This is a genomic window from Compostibacter hankyongensis (assembly GCF_039541075.1).
GTDB lineage: Bacteria > Bacteroidota > Bacteroidia > Chitinophagales > Chitinophagaceae > Compostibacter > Compostibacter hankyongensis.
In genome coordinates, this window is sequence record NZ_BAABFN010000022.1 from 263,047 (window position 1) to 285,978 (window position 22,932).

16 protein-coding genes are annotated in these 22,932 nt (G+C 54.1%); 12 read left to right on the forward strand and 4 right to left on the reverse strand.

From position 1 onward, the window contains the following. Window positions 1–55: 55 nt before the first annotated feature. The 4 genes from ilvC to ilvD form a co-directional block, all read right to left on the reverse strand. Window positions 56–1,099 carry a ketol-acid reductoisomerase gene (ilvC, locus tag ABD851_RS17175; RefSeq protein WP_344981617.1) on the reverse strand — a complete coding sequence of 348 codons (1,044 nt, stop codon included), beginning with the start codon at window positions 1,097–1,099 and terminating at the stop codon, window positions 56–58. Between the two features lie 55 nt (window positions 1,100–1,154). Next, on the reverse strand, window positions 1,155–1,703 hold the full coding sequence (gene ilvN, locus ABD851_RS17180; protein WP_344981619.1) for an acetolactate synthase small subunit: 549 nt from the start codon (window positions 1,701–1,703) through the stop codon (window positions 1,155–1,157). 113 nt (window positions 1,704–1,816) lie between these two features. Beyond that, window positions 1,817–3,556 (reverse strand): biosynthetic-type acetolactate synthase large subunit, encoded by a 1,740-nt coding sequence (gene ilvB, locus ABD851_RS17185; RefSeq protein WP_344981620.1) that lies wholly within the window; start codon window positions 3,554–3,556, stop codon window positions 1,817–1,819. Next, complete coding sequence (gene ilvD, locus ABD851_RS17190; RefSeq protein WP_344981622.1) at window positions 3,522–5,201, reverse strand: dihydroxy-acid dehydratase; 1,680 nt, start codon at window positions 5,199–5,201, stop codon at window positions 3,522–3,524. Before ilvD ends, ilvB begins: the two co-directional genes overlap by 35 nt. 918 nt (window positions 5,202–6,119) lie before the next feature. On the opposite strand from ilvD, the gene ABD851_RS17195 reads away from it, so the two are divergent. The 12 genes from ABD851_RS17195 to ABD851_RS17250 all read left to right on the forward strand — a co-directional run bounded on the left by ABD851_RS17195 (window position 6,120) and on the right by ABD851_RS17250 (window position 22,932). Further along, complete coding sequence (locus ABD851_RS17195; RefSeq protein ID WP_344981624.1) at window positions 6,120–9,200, forward strand: SusC/RagA family TonB-linked outer membrane protein; 3,081 nt, start codon at window positions 6,120–6,122, stop codon at window positions 9,198–9,200. Window positions 9,201–9,218: 18 nt separating this feature from the next. Beyond that, the gene (locus tag ABD851_RS17200) at window positions 9,219–10,700 is read left to right on the forward strand and encodes a RagB/SusD family nutrient uptake outer membrane protein (protein ID WP_344981626.1); all 1,482 of its coding nucleotides are present in this window, start codon (window positions 9,219–9,221) and stop codon (window positions 10,698–10,700) included. A gap of 70 nt (window positions 10,701–10,770) precedes the next feature. Then, window positions 10,771–11,727: an amidohydrolase family protein gene (locus ABD851_RS17205; protein WP_344981628.1), complete on the forward strand. Its 957-nt coding sequence runs from the start codon at window positions 10,771–10,773 to the stop codon at window positions 11,725–11,727. Window positions 11,728–11,766: 39 nt separating this feature from the next. Next, window positions 11,767–13,161 (forward strand): DegT/DnrJ/EryC1/StrS family aminotransferase, encoded by a 1,395-nt coding sequence (locus ABD851_RS17210; protein WP_344981630.1) that lies wholly within the window; start codon window positions 11,767–11,769, stop codon window positions 13,159–13,161. Window positions 13,162–13,224: 63 nt separating this feature from the next. After that, complete coding sequence (locus ABD851_RS17215; protein ID WP_344981633.1) at window positions 13,225–14,220, forward strand: amidohydrolase family protein; 996 nt, start codon at window positions 13,225–13,227, stop codon at window positions 14,218–14,220. An 88-nt stretch (window positions 14,221–14,308) separates the two neighbouring features. Next, window positions 14,309–16,450 (forward strand): PVC-type heme-binding CxxCH protein, encoded by a 2,142-nt coding sequence (locus ABD851_RS17220; RefSeq protein ID WP_344981635.1) that lies wholly within the window; start codon window positions 14,309–14,311, stop codon window positions 16,448–16,450. A 9-nt stretch (window positions 16,451–16,459) separates the two neighbouring features. Further along, window positions 16,460–16,828: a hypothetical protein gene (locus ABD851_RS17225; protein WP_344981637.1), complete on the forward strand. Its 369-nt coding sequence runs from the start codon at window positions 16,460–16,462 to the stop codon at window positions 16,826–16,828. 12 nt (window positions 16,829–16,840) lie between these two features. Beyond that, on the forward strand, window positions 16,841–17,587 hold the full coding sequence (locus ABD851_RS17230; protein WP_344981639.1) for a 3-keto-disaccharide hydrolase: 747 nt from the start codon (window positions 16,841–16,843) through the stop codon (window positions 17,585–17,587). 266 nt (window positions 17,588–17,853) lie between these two features. After that, window positions 17,854–19,128, forward strand: a complete 1,275-nt coding sequence (locus ABD851_RS17235) for an Nramp family divalent metal transporter (RefSeq protein WP_344981641.1) — start codon at window positions 17,854–17,856, stop codon at window positions 19,126–19,128. A 13-nt stretch (window positions 19,129–19,141) separates the two neighbouring features. Continuing rightward, entirely contained in the window at window positions 19,142–20,767 is a 1,626-nt protein-coding gene (locus ABD851_RS17240) for a PQQ-dependent sugar dehydrogenase (protein ID WP_344981643.1), read from the forward strand. An 8-nt stretch (window positions 20,768–20,775) separates the two neighbouring features. Then, the gene (locus ABD851_RS17245; RefSeq protein WP_344981646.1) at window positions 20,776–21,792 is read left to right on the forward strand and encodes an NAD-dependent epimerase/dehydratase family protein; all 1,017 of its coding nucleotides are present in this window, start codon (window positions 20,776–20,778) and stop codon (window positions 21,790–21,792) included. A gap of 81 nt (window positions 21,793–21,873) precedes the next feature. Then, window positions 21,874–22,932, forward strand: a complete 1,059-nt coding sequence (locus ABD851_RS17250) for a dihydrodipicolinate synthase family protein (protein WP_344981648.1) — start codon at window positions 21,874–21,876, stop codon at window positions 22,930–22,932.

The following is a 22,932-nucleotide window of genomic DNA, read 5'->3' on the forward strand; positions in this document are numbered from 1 at the left end:
TTCCCGGCGGGGTAAAAGAACTTCGCCGGCCTGAAAGACCGGCGAAGCTTTTCTATCAGGCATTCGGGCGCAGCTTGCGAACCGCTGATCCGGCCTGCCACATTTCGCTTTCGCGCAGCTCTTTCAGCTCCTCGTTCAGCTTTTCCCGGTAGTCCGGCTGGCTGTTGGATTCGATAGAGCGGGCGGCTTCCTTACCCTCTGCCACGCTATTGTACAATTCCTCAAACACCGGCTTCGTGGCATCGCGGAATTTTTTCCACCAGTCCAGCGCACCCCGCTGTGCAGTGGTGGAGCAGTTGGCATACATCCAGTCCATCCCGTTTTCGGCTACCAGCGGCATCAGCGACTGGGTAAGCTCTTCCACGGTTTCGTTGAATGCTTCCGAGGGAGAATGCCCTTTCGACCGCAGCGTTTCGTACTGGGCGGCAAAGATGCCCTGTATGGCGCCCATCAGGGTACCGCGCTCGCCGGTAAGATCGGAGAACACTTCTTTCTTAAAATCCGTTTCAAACAGGTAACCGGAGCCAACGCCGATACCCAGGGCGATCACCCGTTCGCGGGCGCGGCCGGTGGCATCCTGAAAGATGGCAAAGCTCGAGTTCAGTCCCTGACCGGCCAGGAACAAGCGGCGCAGGGAAGTTCCGGAGCCCTTGGGCGCTACCAGGATCACGTCCACGTCCTTGGGCGGTACGATGCCCGTCTGGTCGTTATAGGTAACCCCGAACCCGTGGGAGAAATACAAGGCCTTTCCGGCGGTAAGCTGTTGCTTTATGGCCGGCCACAGGGAAATCTGTCCTGCATCGGAAAGCAGGAACTGGATGATCGTACCCCGTTTGGCGGCTTCTTCGATTTCAAAAAGCGTTTCGCCCGGCACCCATCCGTCGGCTACGGCCTTATCCCATGTTTTGGAATCTTTCCGCTGGCCGATGATGACATTAAAGCCGTTATCGCGCAGGTTCAGCGACTGGCCGGGTCCCTGCACACCATACCCGATGATCGCAATGGTCTCATCCTTTAAGACCTCCCTTGCTTTTTCCATCGGGAATTCCTCGCGTGTTACGACGTCTTCCTTTACTCCTCCGAAATTGATTGTTGCCATTTTTCTTGATTTGTGATTTAAAATGAGAATTTAAATTTTTGGTACCGGTGATGATTTATTTCCCAATGGAAAGATTGTCCTCTTCCACCAGTGAAAGCTCTTTCAGGTGCTTATGGAAGCGGCGCGACCATTTCACGATCGCCACGCGGCCGCTGCTGGCGTATTCTATAAGGCCATAGGGCTCCAGGGCATGCAGCAGGTCAAGCAATTCATCCTGGTGGCCGGTCTTTTCCACGACAAAGTATTTGGGGGTAATAGACAGGATATTGGCATGGTTGGCCCGGATCAGCTTTTCCACATCCTGCTTCTCCAGCTGCTCGGTAGATATTTTGTACAATGCCATCTCCTGGTATACCACTTCTTCCTCGTCGTGGACAAAGGCCTTGTGCACTTCTATCAGCTTTTCGATCTGTCCGACGATCTTCTCCAGCTGCTCGCGCGTGGAGGTCACCACAACCGTAAGCTTGTAGACGTCCTTTATTTCGGTTTCCGAAGCGATAAAGCTTTCAATGTTTACATGGCGCCGGGTAAAGATAACCGCAACGCGACCGATCAGGCCGATCCTGTTTTCACAGTAAACCGTTAATGTATATTGCCTTTCCATTTTTTTCCTGCATCAGGATATTTAAAAGTGATCCCGGGTAGTTCTCTAAGGCCGCCCCACCCGGTAAAAGCCGGCCTTTTTTCTTCAGGGCTTCCGGCGGGAATGCAAAGATATTACTCCAGCCGGATATCCGAGATGGAAGCGCCGGCCGGCACCATCGGGAATACGTTGTCTTCCTTCTCCACCACCACCTCCAGGAGATATGCGCCCTGGTGCTCGAGCATCTTATCCAGATCGGCCGATATATCCGCGCGCGCTTCCACCTTTTTCGCTTCGATGAAAAATCCTTTTGCGATCGTGATAAAATCGGGGTTGATCATTTCGGTGGAAGAATACCGTTTATCAAAGAACAGCTGTTGCCACTGCCGCACCATTCCCAGGAAGTTGTTGTTCAGGATAACGATCTTGATACCGATCTTCGACTGATAGATGGTACCCAGCTCCTGCAACGTCATCTGGAAGCAGCCGTCGCCGATAATGGCAATGACCTCTTTATCGGGGGCCGCCATCTTGGCGCCCATGGCTGCCGGCAGGGCAAAGCCCATCGTGCCCAATCCCCCCGAGGTGATGTTGGTATTGGGATGCTTAAATCCGAAATAACGGGAGGCCACCATCTGGTGCTGCCCTACGTCGGTGACCAGTATCGCATCTCCTTTTGTCTTTTCTGAAATAAGGCGGATCACCTCGGCCATTCTCAGCTGTCCGCTTGAAGGATAAAGCTCTTGCTTCTTTACCTTTTCCTCCTCCAGCTTCTCCAGGTCGTGGAATTCCTGCAGCCACTCGGCATGAGACGCCGGCTGTACCTTTTCTGTCAGCGCCGCCAGGGCCTCCCTGGCGTCGGCATGTACGGCTACATCCGCTTTGATGATCTTGTTGATCTCGGCAGCGTCGATCTCAATATGGATCACCTTGGCCTGCGAGGCATAGGTCTTAACGTCGCCGGTTATACGGTCGTCGAACCGCATTCCCACGGCGATCAGCACATCACATTCGTTGGTCTGAATGTTGGGCGCATAGTTGCCGTGCATGCCCAGATAACCGATATAAAGGGGATGATCTGTGGGAAAGGCAGACAGGCCAAGGAGCGTGCATCCGACGGGGATACCGGCTTTTTCGGCCAGCTTTTTCAGCTCCGCTTCGGCGCCGGAGATGAGTACGCCGTGCCCGCAGAGGATAAAAGGTTTTTTGGCGTTGTTGATCAGCTCCGCCGCACGGGCTACAGCTTCATTATCCAACTCGGGATGGGGACGGTAGCTCCGGATATATTCGCATTTCCGGTAGCTGTAATCCAGCTTTCCGAACTGCGCATTCTTGGTGATATCGATCAGTACGGGGCCGGGCCTTCCGGTGCGCGCTATATAAAAGGCCTTGGCGATGGCGCCGGGGATTTCGTCGGGATGGGTAATCTGCACGTTCCACTTGGTTACCGGCGTGGTAATCCCGATCACATCGGTTTCCTGGAAGGCGTCTGTTCCCAGCAGCGATGCAGCTACCTGCCCGGTGATGCATACCATGGGCGTAGAGTCGATCTGGGCATCCGCGATACCGGTCACCAGGTTGGTGGCGCCGGGTCCGGAGGTGGCAAACACCACGCCTACCTTGCCGGAGGCACGGGCATAACCCTGAGCGGCATGGGTAGCGCCCTGCTCGTGCCGTACCAGGATGTGGTGGATCTTATCCTGGTAGTCGTACAGCGCATCGTAGATCGGCATAATGGCTCCGCCGGGATAACCGAACACGGTCTCCACCCCCTCGGCGATCAATGATTGTATTACCGCTTCGGCGCCGGTAATGGACCGGGCAGTATGGGACTCCGCATCAATCTTCGTCAGTAACGCATCCTTCTGTTGCATTTTTTACTTGTTTTGCGTATTTGAACAATATACCGTTATTCGCCTTCAGCGGAGGCCGCTTCCATGCGGCGCGGCGTTGCTGCAGCTCTTCATCGCTAACGTGAAGGGTTATACGGTTTTGTGTAGCGTCTATTTCAATGATATCGTCATCCTGCACCAGACCTATGGTTCCGCCTTCAAAAGCCTCGGGTGCAATGTGTCCGACGACAAAGCCGTGCGTTCCGCCGGAGAACCGTCCGTCGGTGATCAGGGCGACGCTGCTGCCCAGACCCGCCCCGAAGATGGCTGAGGTGGGCTTCAGCATTTCGGGCATACCCGGGGCTCCTTTGGGTCCTTCATAACGGATCACCACCACATCGCCTGCTTTTACCCGGCCCGTCTGGATGCCGTCGATCAGCTTATACTCACCGTCGAATACGCGGGCAGGACCGGAAAAGCGTTCTCCTTCCTTCCCGGTGATCTTGGCCACGCTGCCGAGCTCGGCCAGGTTCCCCTTCAGGATCTGCAGGTGTCCCGTAACCTTGATGGGATGATCGACCGGCCGCAGCAGGTCCTGCTTTTCAAAATCAAAATCTTTGATGCCGGCGAGATTTTCCGCCAGGGTTTTGCCGGTAACGGTTATACAGTCGCCGTGCAGGAAGCCTTCTTTTAACAGGTACTTCATCACAGCGGGAACGCCGCCCAGCTTATGCAGGTCCTCCATCAAATATTTACCGCTGGGCTTCAGGTCAGCCAGCAGCGGCACCTTGTCGCTCAGCTGCTGAAAATCCTCCAGCGTCAGCCGCAGGCCGGCGGAACGGGCCATGGCGATCAGGTGCAGCACGGCATTGGTGGATCCGCCCAGGGCGATAACTACGGTGATGGCATTTTCAAAGGCCTTCGGGGTCATGATATCCCGAGGCTTCAGGTCCATTTCCAGCAGCCGGCGGATGGCCTTTCCGGCTTCGGCGCATTCCTTTTTCTTGTCTTCGCTGAGTGCGGGGTTGGAAGAGCTGTAGGGCAGCGACATCCCCATCGCCTCGATGGCGGCGGCCATGGTATTGGCGGTATACATGCCGCCGCAGGCGCCTGCGCCCGGGCAGGAATGCTGTATGATGCCTTTAAAATCTCCCTCGTCCAGCTGCCCGGCCAGCTTCTGGCCCAGGGCTTCAAAGGCTGAGATGATGTTCAGGTCCTGTCCTTTGTATCTTCCCGGGGCAATGGTTCCGCCGTACACCATGATGGAAGGCCGGTTCAGTCGCGCCATGGCCATAATGGAGCCCGGCATATTCTTATCACAGCCCGGTACGGTAATCAGACCGTCATAGTACTGCGCCCCGCAAACCGCTTCGATGGAATCCGCGATGATCTCGCGGGACACCAGGGAATAGCGCATACCGGGAGTACCGTTGCTCATCCCGTCGCTGACGCCGATAGTATTAAAGATCAGCCCAACCAGGTTCTGGGCTTGCACGGATTGTTTTATCTCCTTCGCCAGATCGTTCAGGTGCATATTGCAGTTATTGCCCTCGTACCCCATGCTTGCGATACCCACCTGGGCTTTTTTGAGGTCTTCTTCCTTCAGCCCGATAGCGTAGAGCTGGGCCTGAGCTGCGGGCTGCGTAGGGTCCTGCGTAAGTGTTTTGCTGTACTTGTTTAGTTCCATGATACCTTGTCTGTTATCAGTTTATGATGATCTTCCTTTCTTTGTCATCCCGGCTTTTCTTATTGCTGCCGGAACCGCCTATACTGAGTTCCGGGTTGTCCGGCAGCAATAAAAAAATCGCCTTTTCTGCTTCTTTTGCAGAAGGAAGGCGATTCAATATGTTGTACGGAAATATCGTTCAGGCCGTTCCTCCATGCGACGGGAAAATGACAATGACCACAACGAGGACGACCCACTGTAACATCAGGCTCCAGTTTGCTCCTGCCATACGGCGCAGGGAAATACGGTTATGGTCAATCTTCCCCATGAAGGAATGAAAAACATTTATTAGGCCGACAAATTTAACGGCGAAAACCGTTAAGAAACAATAAAAACATTCAGATTTGATTTTTCGACATTTAAAGGACATTTTAATAGATTATTTTTAAATTAACTTGATTTTTTTGAAATAATTCTAACAGGTTTTTAAACAACCGGAGGTGCTCCGTCAGACGCAGCATTCATCACCGGGAAGAAATGCAGGCCGGGCATCCGATAAAAAGAAAAAGCGGGCTGCCGCTTACCCCAAAGTTGCTCGGGAACGGCGACGCCTATAGGAAAAGAACTATCTCGATCTCCATATCTATATCCATCCCCGCCCCGGCTGCCGGAACCCTGTCACCCCAAAAGAAAAAAAGCTTGGCGGTTTCAAAAATAAGAAATAACTTTCGGGTACGTACCCGTTTATTGGAACGAAAGGCATACCCCGCAATGGGAAACTGCCGGTGTTTTGCTCGTTATCTTCGTTCGTCCTCTTGCCTGGCCTACGGACGGAGCCACAGGAAGCTTATGGTAATATGAAAAAATTCGGGTACGTACACGAATGTTTGGTGCTTATCACTTTCGATAAACCATTTCAGTTCACCTAAATCCATCCTCATGCCTGTCAAAAATTTATACTTAAAGATCCCCTGGTGGATAACGCAGGTCCTCCTGACCGTCGTTGTCTCCGCCGGCGCTGCCCGCGCCCAGACCATCTCCGGGACGGTACGATCCGCCGAGAAAAAAGAGCCTCTTTCCGGTGTAACCATACAGGTAAAAGGCGCAGCCAACGGCACCACTACAGACATGAACGGCCGATACAGCCTCAGCGGCGTAAAGCCCTCCGATTCGCTCTCGTTTTCATCTGTCGGCTTTCAGAAGGAAACTGTTTCCGTCAACGGCCGCACCCAGCTCGATATCAGCTTGTCGGCCGAAGCATCTTCCTTAGACCAGCTGGTGGTCATCGGATATGGCAGGGAAAAGAAAAGCTCCCTTACGGCTGCCATATCCCGCGTCGAGAATGACATCTTAGATCAGATACCGACCGGCAGGATTGAAAACGCACTGGCCGGAAGACTGGCTGGAGTAAATATATCCAACACCGTGAGCAGCCCCGGCGCCACTCCGATCATCAGGATAAGAGGGCTGGGCTCCATCTCGGCAAGCAATAACCCCCTGGTCGTGATCGACGGATTTCCGGGAGGCAGCCTGGCCAATATAAACATGAATGACGTAGCCTCCATCGAAGTATTAAAGGATGCCTCATCAGCCGCCATCTACGGTTCCAGGGGCTCTGGCGGGGTAATCATCGTCACGACCAAAAGCGGAAGAACAGGAAAACCCAAGCTGAGCTTCAATGCTTTTTACGGCTCGGCCAATGCCATCGGACATCACGACTGGATCACCGGACAGGAATTTTACGATTACCAGGTCCGGTATAAAAACCGGGATTTTGCCAATGCCGGCGGAGACGTTTCCCTCCCGGTCTGGGGCGACGATCGCCGTCCCGCCACCTACCAGGTGAATCCGGTCATAAAAGAAGGGAACACCATCTGGGAAGATGTGCTGCTGAACCCGGCCCCCATCCAGAACTACCATCTTTCGCTCTCCGGCGGAACAGAAAACGTACGTTATTACGTATCCGGCGGCCTGAAGGACGAGCAGGGCACACTCATCAATACCTGGTACAAAACCTATTCGGTCAGGGCCAAAGTAGATGTAAAAATAAACAATGTGGTCAGCGCAGGGTTCCTGATCAACCCTGAGTTTTCCAAACGGCGCACCTCTCCCGTTACCATGGAAGCCATTGCCAAGATGCCCCCCTTCCTCTCACCCAAGAAAAATCCGGACGGCACCTATCCCAAACCGCTGGACTACTGGGGCACATCCGTGTCTGCCGGGGTAAGTCCCCTGGCCGTCTTATACGGGACCCATAACATTTCTTCCACCTTTAACAGTCTCGGAGAAGTATACCTCGACTTAAATCTTCTTGAAGGGTTAAAATTCAGGACCTCCCTGGATGCCAATATAGCGTACAGTACCGGGGAAAACTACCAGGCGGCTTCCGCTACCACCAACTCCGTGTCTACAGGATCTTCCGCGGATACCCGGAACATAAACCTGATCAACGAAAATGTGCTCAGCTATGATAAGACCTTTAACGGGATACACAGCCTCAACGCGATCTTAGGCGCTTCCTATCAAAAGACTACCTCCCGCAACGCCTATCTGGGCGTGCTTCCCGGAAGCTTTAACAATGATATCATCGAGACGCTCAACAATGCGACCATATCACCCACGGCAAGCGGAACCTCGAAATCACAATGGGGACTGGTCTCCTATTTCGGCCGCATAAACTACGGATTCAAAGACAGGTACCTGGTCTCCGCCTCCTATAGAACAGACGGCAGCTCCCGGTTCGGGCCCCGGAACCGATGGGGAAGCTTTCCTTCCGTATCTGCCGCATGGCGTATCTCGCAGGAAGATTTTTTCCGGAATGTTCCCGTCATCAGCAACCTCAAGATCAGGGCAAGCTACGGGATAGCCGGCAACTTCAATATCGGGGATTTTCAATACCTGGGTAAGATCAGCGATACCTACTACTCGCCCGACGGCGAGCTTACCAAAGGCCAGGCCCAAAGCAATTTCGGCAATGCCGAGCTCCAATGGGAAAAAACAAAAAGCACCGACCTGGGAATCGAATTGGGCTTATTCAGCGACCGGCTGAATTTCGTATTTGACTACTACGATAAAAGGACCTACGGCCTGCTGTACAATGTCGGCATCCCCGCCGTTTCGGGCTTCACCAGCTCGCTGGTAAATGTGGGGGACATCGGAAACAAAGGTTTCGAGCTGGAGATCAATTCCGTCAACCTGGACGGCGCCTTTAAATGGCAGACCAGCTTCAACCTCTCCCATGACAAAAACAAGGTGCTTGATCTCGGAGGCGTGGACGAAGTGATCAATACCCACAGCCGGGGCATGAGCTGGCTGTTACGGATAGGGGAACCCATGTTCTCCTATTACGGATATAAATTAATCGGCGTCCTGCAGGATCAGGAAGATGTGGACAACTCACCCGTGCTTCCCGGATCCAAACCCGGGAACGGCAAGTACGAAGATGTAAACGGGGACGGACAGATCACGCCTGACGATAAGGTGATTCTCGGCAACTTCCAGCCCAGCGTTTTCATGGGAATGGTAAATAATTTCTCATGGAAAAATTTTGATCTGAGCATCGCCCTGCAATCTTCCATAGGCGCCAAGATGTACGATCTGGAAAACCTGTATTATGAAGGCCCCACCGTATGCGCCATGCGACTTTCGTTAATAGAAAACCAGTGGTGGTCGGAAGCCGAGCCGGGCGACGGGAAAACGCCCTCCACCGCCCTGAGCGAGCTGGCTTATGTGGCCAACAGCGATTATTATATCGAAAACGCCTCCTTCCTCGCGGTCCGGAACGTCAACCTCGGCTATACCTTCCCCACTGCCCTGGCAAACAGGTTGCATCTTAACACCTTCCGGGTCTATCTATCCGCCAGCAACCTCCTTATGATCACCAGTAAGGACTTCCACGGCTATAATCCGGAAGGGTATACCATGGGTGAGGTAGACGGTATCGGAAGCATGCCCGGCTTTAACAACGGAGCCACGCCGATCAACCGCACGTTTGTTTTTGGTGTAAATGTCGTTTTCTAATCCCTTAACCGGACGATCATGAAAAAAAAGACCGCTTTCCATATGATCCTGCTGGTATCGGCGCTGGGCCTGGCTTCCTGTAACGACCAGTACCTCGACCTCCTGCCTCCCTCGGATCTGACCGAAGCAAATTTCTATAAAACGGCCAACGATATGAACAGCGCCGTGATCGGCATATACAGCAGCTACCAGGCCAGGATACCAAGGGACTGGATACTGCTGGAAATGCCCAGCGACGAATTATATCCTACAGGCTATCATAACTTTTTCGGCCTGACGGACCTTAACAGCCTGGCCTTTTTACCGGACGACCAGCACTTCAGCGATTTCTGGAAAAAAAGCTATAGCGGAATATACCGGGCAAACGCCGTGCTGAAAAACATCGAAATCCCGACCGATTATGAAGCCACCCAGAAGGATCAGTATACCGGAGAAGCCAGATTCATGCGGGCCTTGTTTTATTTTGACCTCGTACGCATGTTCGGAGGCATTCCGAAAGTGACCTCGCTGTTTTCCGTTGAGGAAAGCAAGTCGACCCCCAGGGCTTCCGAAGCGGAGATATACGCCCTGATCACGGACGATCTGAAAGCGGCTATCGATATGCTGCCCCCAAAAGAAAACATGCAGAAAGGGCGGGCCAATAAAGGAGCAGCAACCGCCTTGCTGGTCAAGGTCTATGTTTACCTGAAAGATTGGAAGAACGCCAAGACCTACCTGGATAAGATGCCCGATTTTCATTACCGGCTGATGGATGATTTTGCTGCGCTGTGGACAGAACAAAATGAAGACAACGACGAGATCATCTTTGCCATGAAATACACCGCCGAAACCAACGGACAGCCGCTCACCGACGATTTCCTGCCCTACTTTGGCGTTACCGGCATCTCCAAGCACGGCCAGGAAAACGGGTTCCCAGCCTGGAGTCTGATGAAGAAATATGAAAAGGACGACAGCCGTAAGGCCGTCACGTTTACCGAATACTGGAAATCCCCGGACAGTCCTGAGGAAGAGCCGGCCATCTGGTATCCCTATGTAAACAAATTCGCCGTGCCCCACACCACGCCGGGCTCATCCGGTCTGGATATACCGGTATTACGGTACGCCGACCTGCTGCTGCTGAAGGCGGAGGTGCTGTATAACCTCAATCAGCCGGATCAGGCGCTGACCGCGCTCAACAGCGTCCGGGAACGTGCATTCGGCAATACAGACCACGACTATGCGCTTAGCGACATCCCGGATGCGGAGGCTTTCTATGACAAGTTGCTGCTCGAAAGGCAGCTGGAGCTTGCCTTTGAAAACCAGCGCTGGTTTGACCTGGTAAGGACGGGCAGATACCTTACCGTATTAAAGCAGCTGGAAACCAGTTATAACCCTGCTACGCAGACGCCGCTGGTCCTCCACCTGGATCCAAAGGAATTCCAGAAACATTTTCCCATACCCCAGGACCAGATCGATCTGAACAATCCCGGCGTATTGGAGCAAAATGAAGGATACAAATAAAGACCGGACAAACAGGTCCGGACAGCAAAATCGTTGTTTTATCAATAGCGCTTAACTTATAATAAGTTTTATGTCCAAGCAAAATTTTTCACGCCGCAAGTTTATCGCCGGATCAGGCCTTTTGCTGATAGAGGCCTCCCTGAGGCTAAAGGGCGCCACGCTCCCCAAAATGGCCGATGAGCCCATTATTGACGCGCATCAGCATGTACACTATCTGTCGCGCACCAATGAACAGCTGCTGGCCCATCAGCGGGCCATGGGGGTCACTACCACCATCCTGCAGCCTGCCGGCTCTCCTGCCAACCGGGCCTCTACCCTTTTCGGATTCGGCAACGGGCTGCAAGCAGAGGCCTGGGGCAACAAAGAATGTTATGCGTTCGCCAAGCAATATCCCAAAGAATTTCTATTCGGGTCGAACGAGGTTCCGGACCTGCCGGGCGCCGTCGGGGAAATTGAAAAGTACCTCAAGATGGGAGCCGTGGTGATCGGAGAATCCAAGTTCGGCATCGAGTGCGATGCCCCCGAAATGCAAAGGCTTTACCGGCTCGCACAGGAGTATAATGTTCCGATAATGATGCACTGGCAATATAAAAAGTACAACTACGGGTTCAAAAAATTTCACAAGATGCTGGAAAAATACCCGCGCGTGAACTTTATCGGTCATTCGATGACCTGGTGGGCCAACATCGATAAAAACAACAACGACCCGACCATCATGTATCCCAAGGGACCGGTAACGCCGGGAGGATACACCGACCGGCTGCTCAGCGACTATCCCAACGTATTCGGGGATCTTTCGGCCGGATCCGGGTTGAATGCCTTTACCCGCGACGAAGCGCACGGAAAGGAATTTATGAAAAAACACCAGGACAAGCTGATCTTCGGCAGCGATTGTACGGATACCTCCGGGCATTCGCCCACCTGTATAGGGGCCAATATGATCGCCGAGATCAGAAAATTATGTACCGATAAAAAAGTAGAACGAAAGCTTTTGTATGAAAACGCCAAAAAACTATTCAGGATCTGACAATGTACTGCAGGTTACCCCCCTCATAAAACCACAGCTATGAAAAAGCCAGCCGGAAATTATTCCAGAAGAAAATTTATCATACAGAACTCGCTTGCCGGTACCGCGGCGATCATCGGGATGAACTTCCCGCATCTGTCCTCTCCCGGCAGCCGTGAAACAGGCGCGCCAGCTATATTGGGAGGAAGCCCGGCCTGGGCGCCCGGCCAGAAACCGGAATGGGTGAAATGGCCCATATGGGTCCCCGAGACCGACGAGCCCAGGGTACTGGAAGTGCTCAGAAGCGGCGTATGGTCCGAAGCGAAGGTGGTAAAGGAATTTGAAAACGCATGGGCCAAAACGATAGGCGCCAGACGTTGTGTAACCACGGTGAACGGCACCAATGCCCTGATCTGCGCATTGGTGAACCTGGACATCGGGGCCGGCGACGAGGTGATCGTGCCGCCCTATACCTTTATCGCGACCATACAGGCCGTGCTGCAGACAGGGGCAATCCCCGTATTTGTCGATACCGACCCTGAAACCTTCCAGATCGACGCCGGTAAGATAGAAGCCAGTATCACGCCCCGCACACGCGCCATCCTGCCGGTCCATATTGCCGGACTGCCCGCCGATATGGAACAGATCACCGCCATCGCCAAACGGCATAATCTTGTAGTAGTAGAAGACGCCTGCCAGGCCTGGCTGGCTGAAATCAATCATAAAAAGGTAGGGACTTTCGGAAATGCAGGCTGCTTCAGCTTCCAGAATTCAAAAAACATACCCATCGGGGAAGGAGGAGCCGTGGTAAGCGACGATGAGACCTTCATAGACCGCTGCGTTTCCTATCATAACTTTGGCATTTCATATGGGTCCATGGTTGATAAGATGGGCCCCGGCATCACCATGATCGGGACAAAGCTGAGGCTCACCGAATATCAGGCAGCCATGGGCCTTGCCCAGCTGAAGCGCCTGGACACACAGACCACTACCCGGAATGAGAATGCAGGCTATCTCAGATCGCGTCTCATGGAGATACCCGGCATTACCCCGTATAAACTATACGACAATGTAACCCGGGCAGCCTTTCACCTCTTTCCTTTCCGGTATGAAAAAAATGAGTTCGCCGGACTGCCGAAAGCCGGCTTCCTCAGCGCACTGCGGGCCGAAGGGGTACCCTGTTCCGGCGGATATGACACGCTGAACGACAAGCCTTTTATACGGCATGCCTTTCAGACAAAGAACTTTAAAAAAATGTATTCCGAAACAGAGCTGGACTACAATAAGTTCCTGGAAAGAAATCAGTGCCCTGAAAACGACCGGCTATGCCAGGAAGCCGTATGGTTCACCCAGAACCTTCTGCTTGGATCAAAGACCGACATGGATTATATTGCTTCAGCGATTGAAAAAATTCACAAAAACGCCGGTAAAATCAAAAAAACAGATCAGAAATAGCAAAGCAAACTGCCGCTGCAGGCAAAAACCATCACCCCATCTTTTTGATAAAAAGCATAAAATATGTCCGAAAAGAATTTTTCCAGGCGTGAATTTTTAAAACGAAATTCGTTGATCGGGCTTCAGGCGATCCTCGCTACCGGCATAACCGGTTCCCTGCTCGGGAAGTCCTTAAGCCCGTCGCATAGACGCGATGATCTGCCGGGCAGCGAGCCCATCATCGATATCCACCAGCATATCCATTACCATGGCCGCACCGACGAACAGATGATCAGCCATCAGCAGACTATGGGTATTACGAAATCCATTCTCCTGCCTGCCGGCCGGGATGTAAACAGCGCCTCCACGCACTTCGGCGTTTCCAACGGACTGCAGGTGAAGGCGGGTGGCAACAAGGATTGCTATGAATTTGCAAAAAAGCATCCGGAAGCATTCACCTTCGGGGCATGCGAGGTTCCCGACCTGCCGGATGCCGTACAGGAAATCGAAAAATACCTGAAGCTTGGCGCCGTCATCATCGGCGAGCTGAAGTTCGGAGTGGACTGCGATTCGGCCGGCATGCAGAAGATCTACCAGCTGGCGCAGCATTATGAAGTTCCCGTGCTTATGCACTGGCAATACAAAATGTACAACTATCATTTTGAACGTTTCTACAAAATGCTGGAAAAATATCCTCGGGTCAATTTCATCGGACATGCGCAGACCTGGTGGGCCAACATAGACAAGAACGAAACCGATCAGTCTGTGCTGTATCCCAAGGGAGCCGTCACCATGGGGGGACTTACGGACCGTTATCTCAGCGATTATCCAAACCTGTACGGAGACCTTTCCGCCGGATCCGGACTGAGCGGCCTGACCCGCGACGAAGACTTCACCCGGGACTTCTTCAAAAGGCACCAGGATAAGCTCGTCTATGGAAGCGATTGTGCAGATGCGGTCGGACAGGGAAAAGCGTGCGACGGCGCCGGGATTATCGCCGCGGTAAAGCGGCTGTCGCCGACCAAGGAAATTGAACGGAAACTTTTGTATAAAAACGCGAAAAAGATAATCCGCATCTGATCCGCCGGTCCCGGACCTGCCAGAATGATTTCCCTATAAACCATATGAACCCAAATCCCAACAGATCTATCAAAACCAAAAAATAGCCATGAAGAAGGCCCGTATCAATCCCAGCCGTTGTTTGCTTTTCTTAGCTGTAACAGCGGTAGCCTCCTGCACCACCAAGTCCCGTTATCCGGGACCCCTTCCTGCGGAGGAATCGATGAAGACATTCCATTTTGCCGACGATTTCAAAGCGGAAATTTTTGCCACCGAACCGCTTGTGGCTGATCCGGTATCGATGACATTTGACGAAGCCGGAAATGCGTATGTCGTGGAAATGCCCGACGCCAATATGGAGGACTCCGCCAAAGGCAAATGCCGCATTGTACTTTTGAAAGATACCAATGGCGACGGACGGGCAGATAAGTCCGTTATCTTTGCAGACAGGCTGAACGAGGCGACCAGCGTGCTGCCCTGGAAAGGAGGATTATTCGTGGCCGCCGCCCCGACGATCTCCTATTTCAAGGATACGGACGGTGACGGAAAAGCCGACAGCAAAAAAATTGTCTTTTCCGGATTTTTCAAGAACAACGATGAAGCCCAGATCACAAGCCTCACCTTCGGTGTAGACAACTGGATCTACGCCAACAACGACGGCCAGGCCGGGAAGGTCAGATCGGCGTCGGATACCGCCAGCCTTTCCATGCAGGGCGCCGATTTCCGGTTTCGTCCCGACCGCGACCAGTTTGAGCTTTCCACCGGACCGGGGCAGTTCGGGCAGGCCATTGACGACTGGGGACACCGTTTCTTTTCGCAAAACACGCTTCATATAAGACAGGTCGTTATCCCTGTGCGGTACCTCAGGCGGAACCCTGCCATGCCGCCATCGGCACAATCGGCTGTCATAAACGTGTCGGACCACGATCCGCTGATGTACCAGCTGACCCCGGCGCCGTACTGGCGGGCAGAGCGGACCAAGCGCCGCAACCAGGAATATCAGGAGCATCACCTGGACCGGGTAGAGTATGAAAAGGGACATTTTTCCGGAGGTTCCGGGGGCACCTTCTACGGAGGCGATGCCTTTCCGGAAGCTTATTATGGCAATATCTTTACGGGAGACGTCTCCGGTAACCTCGTGCACCGCGATATCCTCGCTCAACCTTCCGGCGACGATCCCTTTTATACGGCAAAACGCGGTGATGCGGAAAAAGACAAGGAATTTATGGCGGCGACCGATTCCTGGGTTCGCCCCACAAGCTTTGCAGTGGGTCCGGACGGGGCGCTCTATATGATCGATATGTACCGGCAGCATATCGAAACGCCGGTATCCATTCCCGAAGACCTCCAGACCGACATGGATTTCCGGGCAGGAAGTAATATGGGAAGGATATACCGCATCGTTCCGAAAAACGCAGGAGCCTATAAAAAACCGGATGTCGATCTGCAGCACGCCACTGCTGCGGAGCTGGTAAAGCTGCTTTCGCATCCCAGCAGCTGGTGGGCGCTGCAAGCCCATCGCCTGCTGCTGGAGCGTCAGGATAAGACGGTAATACCGGCGTTGAAAGATCTGTTCGCACAAAGCAAAGACCCCAGAAGCCGTCTGCATGCGCTGTATCTCCTGGAAGGACTGAATGCGCTGGATGCCGGTACCGTGGCGCTGGCCCTGAAAGATTCCGCAGCGGGTGTACGTGAGAATGCTGTCCAGTTAGCCGAACGGTTTCCGGCATGCCTGCCTCAGCTAAAAGAAATGGTCCGGGACAGCTCCTTTCGGGTAGCTTTTCAGGCCACGCTGAGCCTGGGTAATTTTCCTGCCGCAGCGGTGGCCCCGGCCCTGGCCGATGTAGTGGAACGCCACGGTGAGAATTCCTGGTACAGAACCGCCGTCCTTAGCTCAGCTGCCGGGTCGTCCCCGGCGCTGCTAAAGATCTTGATGCAGAAAGGCATCTTCCGGGAAACCGCGCCATGGAAAGAAGCTTTCCTCGGGGATCTTTCCTATGTAACCGGCGGACGTAATGAAAAAGAGCAGACCGGATCGCTCCTGGCGCTGCTGCAGCAACCGGCGTTAGCAACGGCTACCGGGGAACAGGCGGCTGCCGTAAAAGGACTGATCAGCGGTCTCCTGGTTGCTAAAACAACAGACACCGCCCAGCAGACAGCTTTGAAAAGCCTGAAAACCGAAAATGCAGACGACATCAAAAACGCAATACAGGACCTGACGAAACTGTACGGTAAATCTTCACAGCCATAATGCACGAAAATGGAGCACATTCATTCCAGAAGAAAATTCATTCACCAATGTATGAGCATCGGCGCGGTATTCCTGGGCGGATCCATACTGCTCAGCGCCTGCGGACAAAAGAAAGCAAGCCCGGACAAAGAAAAGACGGATAAAAAGCCCGCAGGGAATAGCGGGTCTTGCGACGACCTGACCGGGGTCAGTCCGGAAGAGGTCAAAAAACGGCAGACATTCGGATATGTAAAGGAATCCACCGTTCCCGGCAGCCACTGCGGCAACTGCGGGCTGTTTATTCCACCTGCCGAAGGAGCCTCCTGCGGCGGATGCCTGCTGTTCAAAGGGCCTATAGATCCCGCCGGCTATTGTACCCAATATGCTCCCAAGACTTAAATCTGTCTATCGATGACAACCATGAAAAAGATCGCGCTCATCCTTGCCAGCCTGCTCTGTGGTTTCTTTGCCTCAAAAGCCGCAGGCTCCGGCTCCGTAGTCTTTACCGATACCCTGCCCCGGACGGATAAAGCGGCAAACGCCTGGGAAATACTGTTCAACGGAAGCAGCACCGATAAATGGACCGGGACGAACGGCCGCCCTTTTCCCTCCGACGGCTGGACGGTAAAGGGGGGGCGTCTCTTCCTGAGCAAGCAGGGGTTCGGCGATATCATCACCAAGGAGAAATTCACCGATTTCGAGCTGGTGCTGGATTTCAATTTGACGACGGGCGCCAACAGCGGCATCAAGTATTTTGTAAATAAAATAAAAGATGCCGGCAGCGGAAAAACGGTGATAAACGGGCCGGAATACCAGATCATAGACGATTACAATCACCCTGCGGTCAAAAATCATGTCCACGATGTAGGATCCACCGCGGCCTGTTATCTCTTGTATCCGCCGGAAAACAAGAAATTATATTCGGCCGGCAGGTGGAATCATGTCAGGATAATCGTACGGGGCAGACATGTTGAGCACTGGCTGAACGGGGTTAAAGTGCTGAGCTATGAAAGGGGCAGCCAGGATTTCAGAGAAAAGGTGGCCGGCACAAAGTTCAAAGACCTCGTAGGTTACGGAGAGCAGCCTGAGGGCCATATCCTGCTTACCGATCATGGCGACAAGGTTTATTTCCGTAATATAAAAATAAGACGTCTGTAAGCAGGTAGTAAACCGGGCTGAAAAAACCGGGATCCCGCGACCGCCATCCAGCATCCAATGAAGCCGTTTGCCGCCCGTGAAAGCCGCCGGGGGAAGAAAAAGTTTGAAGGTTTAAAAATAAATATTACTTTCGGGTACGTACCCGGAAATTTAAGAATCTGCGGCTGTCTGTCGCAGACAGGCTGACCGGATTACCATTCAGCTACATTTTTTGATCAGCCGGAACAAAAGCAGTACGGACGATCAATCACATAAAATCATACACCTTGGCATCACCTGCTTCCATCCCGGAAACCAGTCCGCCGCCGGTTAAGCACGGTCCCAGCGACAACGCGCCGCGACGGTCCTGGAGGGCCTGGCTTCACTCGCTGGGCCCGGGCATCATCACCGCGGCGCTGGTCTTCGGTCCGAGTAAGATCACCATCACGGCCATTCTCGGCGCCGATTACGGCTATGATCTCCTGTGGATCGTGGCAGTGGCCATATTTTTCATGATCGTTTTTACCACCATGTCGGCCAGGGTCGGTATCGCCACGCGCCAGACCCTGCTGGAAACCATCGGCAACAAATGGGGCAGGGCCGCCAGGATAGCGATCGGGCTGGGCGTGTTCCTGGTGGCCGCTTCCTTTCAGGCAGGCAATTCCATTGGGATAGGCATGGCCGTAGCCGAGGCCACCCATACCGCTCAGCCACCCTGGATAATCCTGTTCAACGCCATTGCCATCGCATTGCTTTTTTTCAGGGCCTTCTACAAAACCCTTGAGAAGGTGATGATCGGCCTGATCTGCCTGATGCTTTTTGCTTTTGTTACCACCCTGGTGCTGTCAAAACCCGCCTTTTCCGGCATTGCCGAAGGATTCGTTCCTTCGCTGCCAAAAGGATCAATGGGTCTGGTCATCGCCTTCATGGCTTCCTGCTTTTCCATTGTAGGCGCCTTCTATCAGTCTTATCTGGTAAGGGAAAGGATAAACATACGGCCCGATATCCGGCAATCAGGAAAAGAAAGCCTGCCCGGCATATGTATCCTCGGGCTGATGAGCGCCCTTGTGCTGATCTGCTCTGCCGCCGTATTACATCCCCAGGGCGTGAAGCTGCATGCCGCCACGGATATGGCCAGGGCGCTGGCGCCTGTTTTCGGACAGTACGCTTCCTTCCTGTTTCTCACCGGTCTGTTTGGTGCCTCCTTTTCCGCCCTCATCGGAAATGCTACGCTGGGCGGTACCCTGCTCGGGGATGCTCTCGGTTATGGCGGGAAGCTGAATTCCGGCATCATCCGCGTATTGATTGCCCTCGTCATGCTCATCGGTGCGGTCATTGCCATTGTGTTCGGGAGGTTGCCGCTGCAGCTGATCGTATTTGCCCAGGCGGTTACGATCTTTATCGTCCCTTTTATCGGCATCGCGTTGTTCCTCGTAGCCAATGACCGGAAAGTAATGGGCGAGTGGCGAAACGGCCTTTTCAGCAATATTGCCGGCATGGCCGGGCTGCTGATCATGATCCTCCTGGCATTCAGCAACGCCAAAACCTTATTTTTTACCTGAGATAAAACAGCGCATGAGAGCGGTTAAATACCATACGGATCATACCTGCGCTTTTCCGGCCATGAAAAAAACAAAAATACGACTACCGCTTTACCTTGTGCTGTCCGGCTGCTGCTGGACAGCGTGTACCCACTCCCGTAAGTTCGATACTCCCGTGGAACAGGTCTTCCGGCTGGACAGCACCACCATCGGTATCAGCACCGTTATTTCCGGTCTCAACGTGCCCTGGGAAATTGCCTGGGGTCCTGACAACCAGATCTGGTTTACCGAGCAGAGCGGCACGGTGAGCAAAGTAGACCCGCATACCGGCAAACGGAAAACATTGCTGACCATCCCCGGCATATACCGGCAACGAACATTAGGGCTGCTGGGCATGGCCGTTTCCCCGGATAAGCAAAAGCCCTATGTAGTGGTGGATTACACCTGTAAAAGAAAAGATTCGGTGATCGTATCCCGGCTGGTACGCTATACCTATACTGCAGCTACGGATACGCTCACGAACCCGCTGGTATTGCTTGAAGTGCCGGGTAGCACCGGACATAATGGTTCCCGCGTAGCTATCTCTCCGGAGGGAAAAGTGATCTGGTCCACCGGCGATGCCGCCCGCAGCAGCAATGCCCAGGATACCGCCTCGCCCAACGGGAAGACGCTGCGCCTGAATCTGGACGGCTCCGTTCCCGAAGACAATCCCCTGCCCGGCAATCCCTTCTGGTCCCGCGGACATCGCAACATACAGGGCCTGGTATTTACGCCGGACGGTATCCTGTTCAGCTCCGAGCACGGCGACGCCACGGACGATGAGATCAACCATATCCAAAAGGGTGGAAATTACGGATGGCCTAATGTGGAAGGCTTCTGCGACCGCCCGGATGAAAAAGAATATTGCAGGGATACTCCGATAGTGGAGCCCCTGAAAGCCTGGACGCCTACCATCGCCCCTTCCGGTATTGATTACTATCACTCCGGCACGATCCCCGAATGGAACAATGCGCTGTTGCTGGCCACACTGAAGACCGCCAGCTTGCGGGTGCTGCAGCTCGATCAGGAAAAACGCCGCATCCTCTCGGAAAAGATATACTTCAGTAAAGAATTCGGAAGACTGAGGGATATCTGCATCTCTCCCGAAGGAGATATCTATATCGCTACCAGCAACCGGGACTGGAATCCCGGACCCGGCTTCCCGAAACCGCAGGACGACCGCATCCTCCGTATTTCCCGGATCAGCAAAAGAGACGACCTCTCCCGGGTGGATCCCCAAAAGGCCATACCCCTCCCCGCCGCCACAGTGAAAGCTACGGCTTCCGACGGCGTATCGGTTTACAACAGCTACTGCGCCTCCTGCCACAAGCCGAACGGGAAAGGGGTCAAGGGCAGCTTTCCTCCCCTCCTGGGCAGCCCGGTGGTCACCGGCGACATTGCGCCGCTGCTGCAAACCGTGCTCTCAGGCAAATCCACCCCGAACGGCAAGACGGGGAACCGGTACGATGAGCAGATGCCCGCCTTCGGCTTCCTGGACGACCGCCAGCTGGCCGGCGTGCTCAGCTATATCCGCAGCGCCTGGGGCAACAACGCGGGTGCCGTCGCCCCAGCTGAGGTAAAAGCCGCGCGAAAAAATTCTTTAAACCCTTCGATAAAATAAGTAATGTTATGCAAGATATCCACGCGGTTGTAAACAAGCTGCTGCAACCTTCCGATGCGCTGATAGCCGATATGGCGGCGCTGGAGGGCGACCTTGTCATCCTCGGTGCCGGCGGCAAGATCGGCCCCAGCCTGGCCCGCCTCGCCAAACAGGCCATCGACCGCTCAGGCGCCCCCAGGAAGGTAACCGCCATATCCCGCTTCAGCGAGCCGGGGCTGAAAGCAGCGCTGGAAAAAGACGGCATCGAAACCCATGCCGCCGATCTGATGAACGAAGCCGCCCTCCAGGCATTGCCCTATGCACAAAATGTCCTTTACCTGGCCGGCACTAAATTCGGCACGACCGGAAAAGAGCCCTTTACCTGGGCCATGAATACGTATCTGCCGGGAAGAGTGGCGGAGCGGTACAAAGAGGCCCGCGTGGTCGTTTACTCTACCGGGAACGTCTATCCTTTCACACCGGTAGGCTCTGGCGGAGCGGATGAAAGCTGTGCTCCGGCCCCGGTTGGGGAATACGGACAGTCCTGCCTGGGCCGGGAGCGTGTCTTTCAGCATTTTTCAGAAAGATACCGCAGCCCGTTGCTCATCTACCGGCTGAACTATGCCAATGACCTGCGCTACGGTGTATTGCTCGAAATCGCCAAAGCGGTTAAAGAAGAACGCGCTATAGACCTCAGCATGGGCCATGTGAACGTGATCTGGCAGGGAGATGCCAACGAGTTTGCCCTGCGTGCCCTGCACCACTGCGAACTGCCCGCCGGCATCCTGAACATAACCGGACCGGAGACAGCATCCGTACGCTGGCTCGCGGAAACCTTCGGAAAGATCTTCCGGAAGACGCCGGTATTCACCGGGGAAGAACAGCCGACTGCCTTGCTCAGCAACGCTGCGGAAAGCTTCCGGCGCTTCGGTTACCCGAAAGTGCCCCTGATCCGGATGATACAGCTCACGGCAGACTGGCTCGAAGCAGGCGGAGCCACCATCAGCAAACCGACCCACTTCCAGGAGAGGGAAGGCCAGTTTTGATATCATCACCCATACCATACCGGTCCGCCGGAAGACTTTTCTCCGGCAGGTCATCAAGCTAAACATAAACATCAGGCGACCATGCAGCTTACTTCCGAGATCGAAACACTTTTACAGGAGGGCACCGTTATCCCGGCCCATCCGCTGGCGTTGGACAGCCGCCGCAGGCTGGATGAAGCCCGGCAGCGCAGGCTGACCCGCTATTACCTGGCCAGCGGCGCAGGCGGCATCGCCGTTGGCGTGCACACCACCCAGTTCGCCATCCGGAGGCCCGGGATAAATTTGCTGGAACCCGTATTGAGGCTGGCCGCTGAAGAAGTAAAGGCTGCAGCACCGGAGAGGACGGTCATAAAGGTGGCCGGCATCTGCGGCCCTACGGAGCAGGCGCTCGGGGAAGCCCGGCTGGCGGCAGGATATGGCTATGATCTGGGGCTCGTTAGTCTGGGCGGCCTGCAGGACTACACCGACGAGCAGCTGATCCGGCATGTCGCCGCCGTAACAGATATCCTTCCCGTGTTTGCCTTTTATCTGCAACCCGCGGTGGGCGGACGCCCCCTCAGCTATGCGTTCTGGAAAAAGCTCGCCGAGCTGCCGGGGGTATGCGCTGTCAAGATGGCTCCCTTTAACCGGTACCAGACGCTGGATGTGGTGAGAGCGGTCTGCTATTCTTCGCAGCGGGACAGGATAGCCCTCTATACCGGCAACGATGATAACATCGTCGCCGATCTGCTCACCCCCTACCGCTTCCGCATCAACGGCACTGCGGTGGAAAAAAGATGCTCCGGCGGTCTGCTGGGTCACTGGTCCGTATGGACGCACACGGTAGTAAAGCTTTTTGATCGTATAAAAACGTGTGTCCGTAACCGTTATACTGATATGGAAGAGCTGCTGAAGCTGGGAACGGCCGTAACCGACATGAATGCAGCGCTGTTTGACCCGGTGCATGCCTTCCGCGGATCCATCGCCGGTATCCACGAGGTGCTGCGCAGACAGGGGCTGCTCGAAGGCATCTGGTGTCTGGACGATGAAGAGACCCTCTCGCCCGGGCAACTGCAGGAGATCGACCGGATAACGGCAGACTACCCGGAACTCACCGATGATGATTTTGTAAAAGACTTTCTGCTTAAAAATCCCGTATAG

Excerpts from the sequence above, each read along its gene's own strand:
- ilvC (WP_344981617.1), bottom strand. The coding sequence starts at position 1,099 with ATGGCAACAATCAATTTCGGAGGAGTAAAGGAAGACGTCGTAACACGC.
- ilvN (WP_344981619.1), bottom strand. The coding sequence starts at position 1,703 with ATGGAAAGGCAATATACATTAACGGTTTACTGTGAAAACAGGATCGGC.
- ilvB (WP_344981620.1), bottom strand. The coding sequence starts at position 3,556 with ATGCAACAGAAGGATGCGTTACTGACGAAGATTGATGCGGAGTCCCAT.
- ilvD (WP_344981622.1), bottom strand. The coding sequence starts at position 5,201 with ATGGAACTAAACAAGTACAGCAAAACACTTACGCAGGACCCTACGCAG.
- ABD851_RS17195 (WP_344981624.1), top strand. The coding sequence starts at position 6,120 with ATGCCTGTCAAAAATTTATACTTAAAGATCCCCTGGTGGATAACGCAG.
- ABD851_RS17200 (WP_344981626.1), top strand. The coding sequence starts at position 9,219 with ATGAAAAAAAAGACCGCTTTCCATATGATCCTGCTGGTATCGGCGCTG.
- ABD851_RS17205 (WP_344981628.1), top strand. The coding sequence starts at position 10,771 with ATGTCCAAGCAAAATTTTTCACGCCGCAAGTTTATCGCCGGATCAGGC.
- ABD851_RS17210 (WP_344981630.1), top strand. The coding sequence starts at position 11,767 with ATGAAAAAGCCAGCCGGAAATTATTCCAGAAGAAAATTTATCATACAG.
- ABD851_RS17215 (WP_344981633.1), top strand. The coding sequence starts at position 13,225 with ATGTCCGAAAAGAATTTTTCCAGGCGTGAATTTTTAAAACGAAATTCG.
- ABD851_RS17220 (WP_344981635.1), top strand. The coding sequence starts at position 14,309 with ATGAAGAAGGCCCGTATCAATCCCAGCCGTTGTTTGCTTTTCTTAGCT.
- ABD851_RS17225 (WP_344981637.1), top strand. The coding sequence starts at position 16,460 with ATGGAGCACATTCATTCCAGAAGAAAATTCATTCACCAATGTATGAGC.
- ABD851_RS17230 (WP_344981639.1), top strand. The coding sequence starts at position 16,841 with ATGACAACCATGAAAAAGATCGCGCTCATCCTTGCCAGCCTGCTCTGT.
- ABD851_RS17240 (WP_344981643.1), top strand. The coding sequence starts at position 19,142 with ATGAGAGCGGTTAAATACCATACGGATCATACCTGCGCTTTTCCGGCC.
- ABD851_RS17245 (WP_344981646.1), top strand. The coding sequence starts at position 20,776 with ATGCAAGATATCCACGCGGTTGTAAACAAGCTGCTGCAACCTTCCGAT.
- ABD851_RS17250 (WP_344981648.1), top strand. The coding sequence starts at position 21,874 with ATGCAGCTTACTTCCGAGATCGAAACACTTTTACAGGAGGGCACCGTT.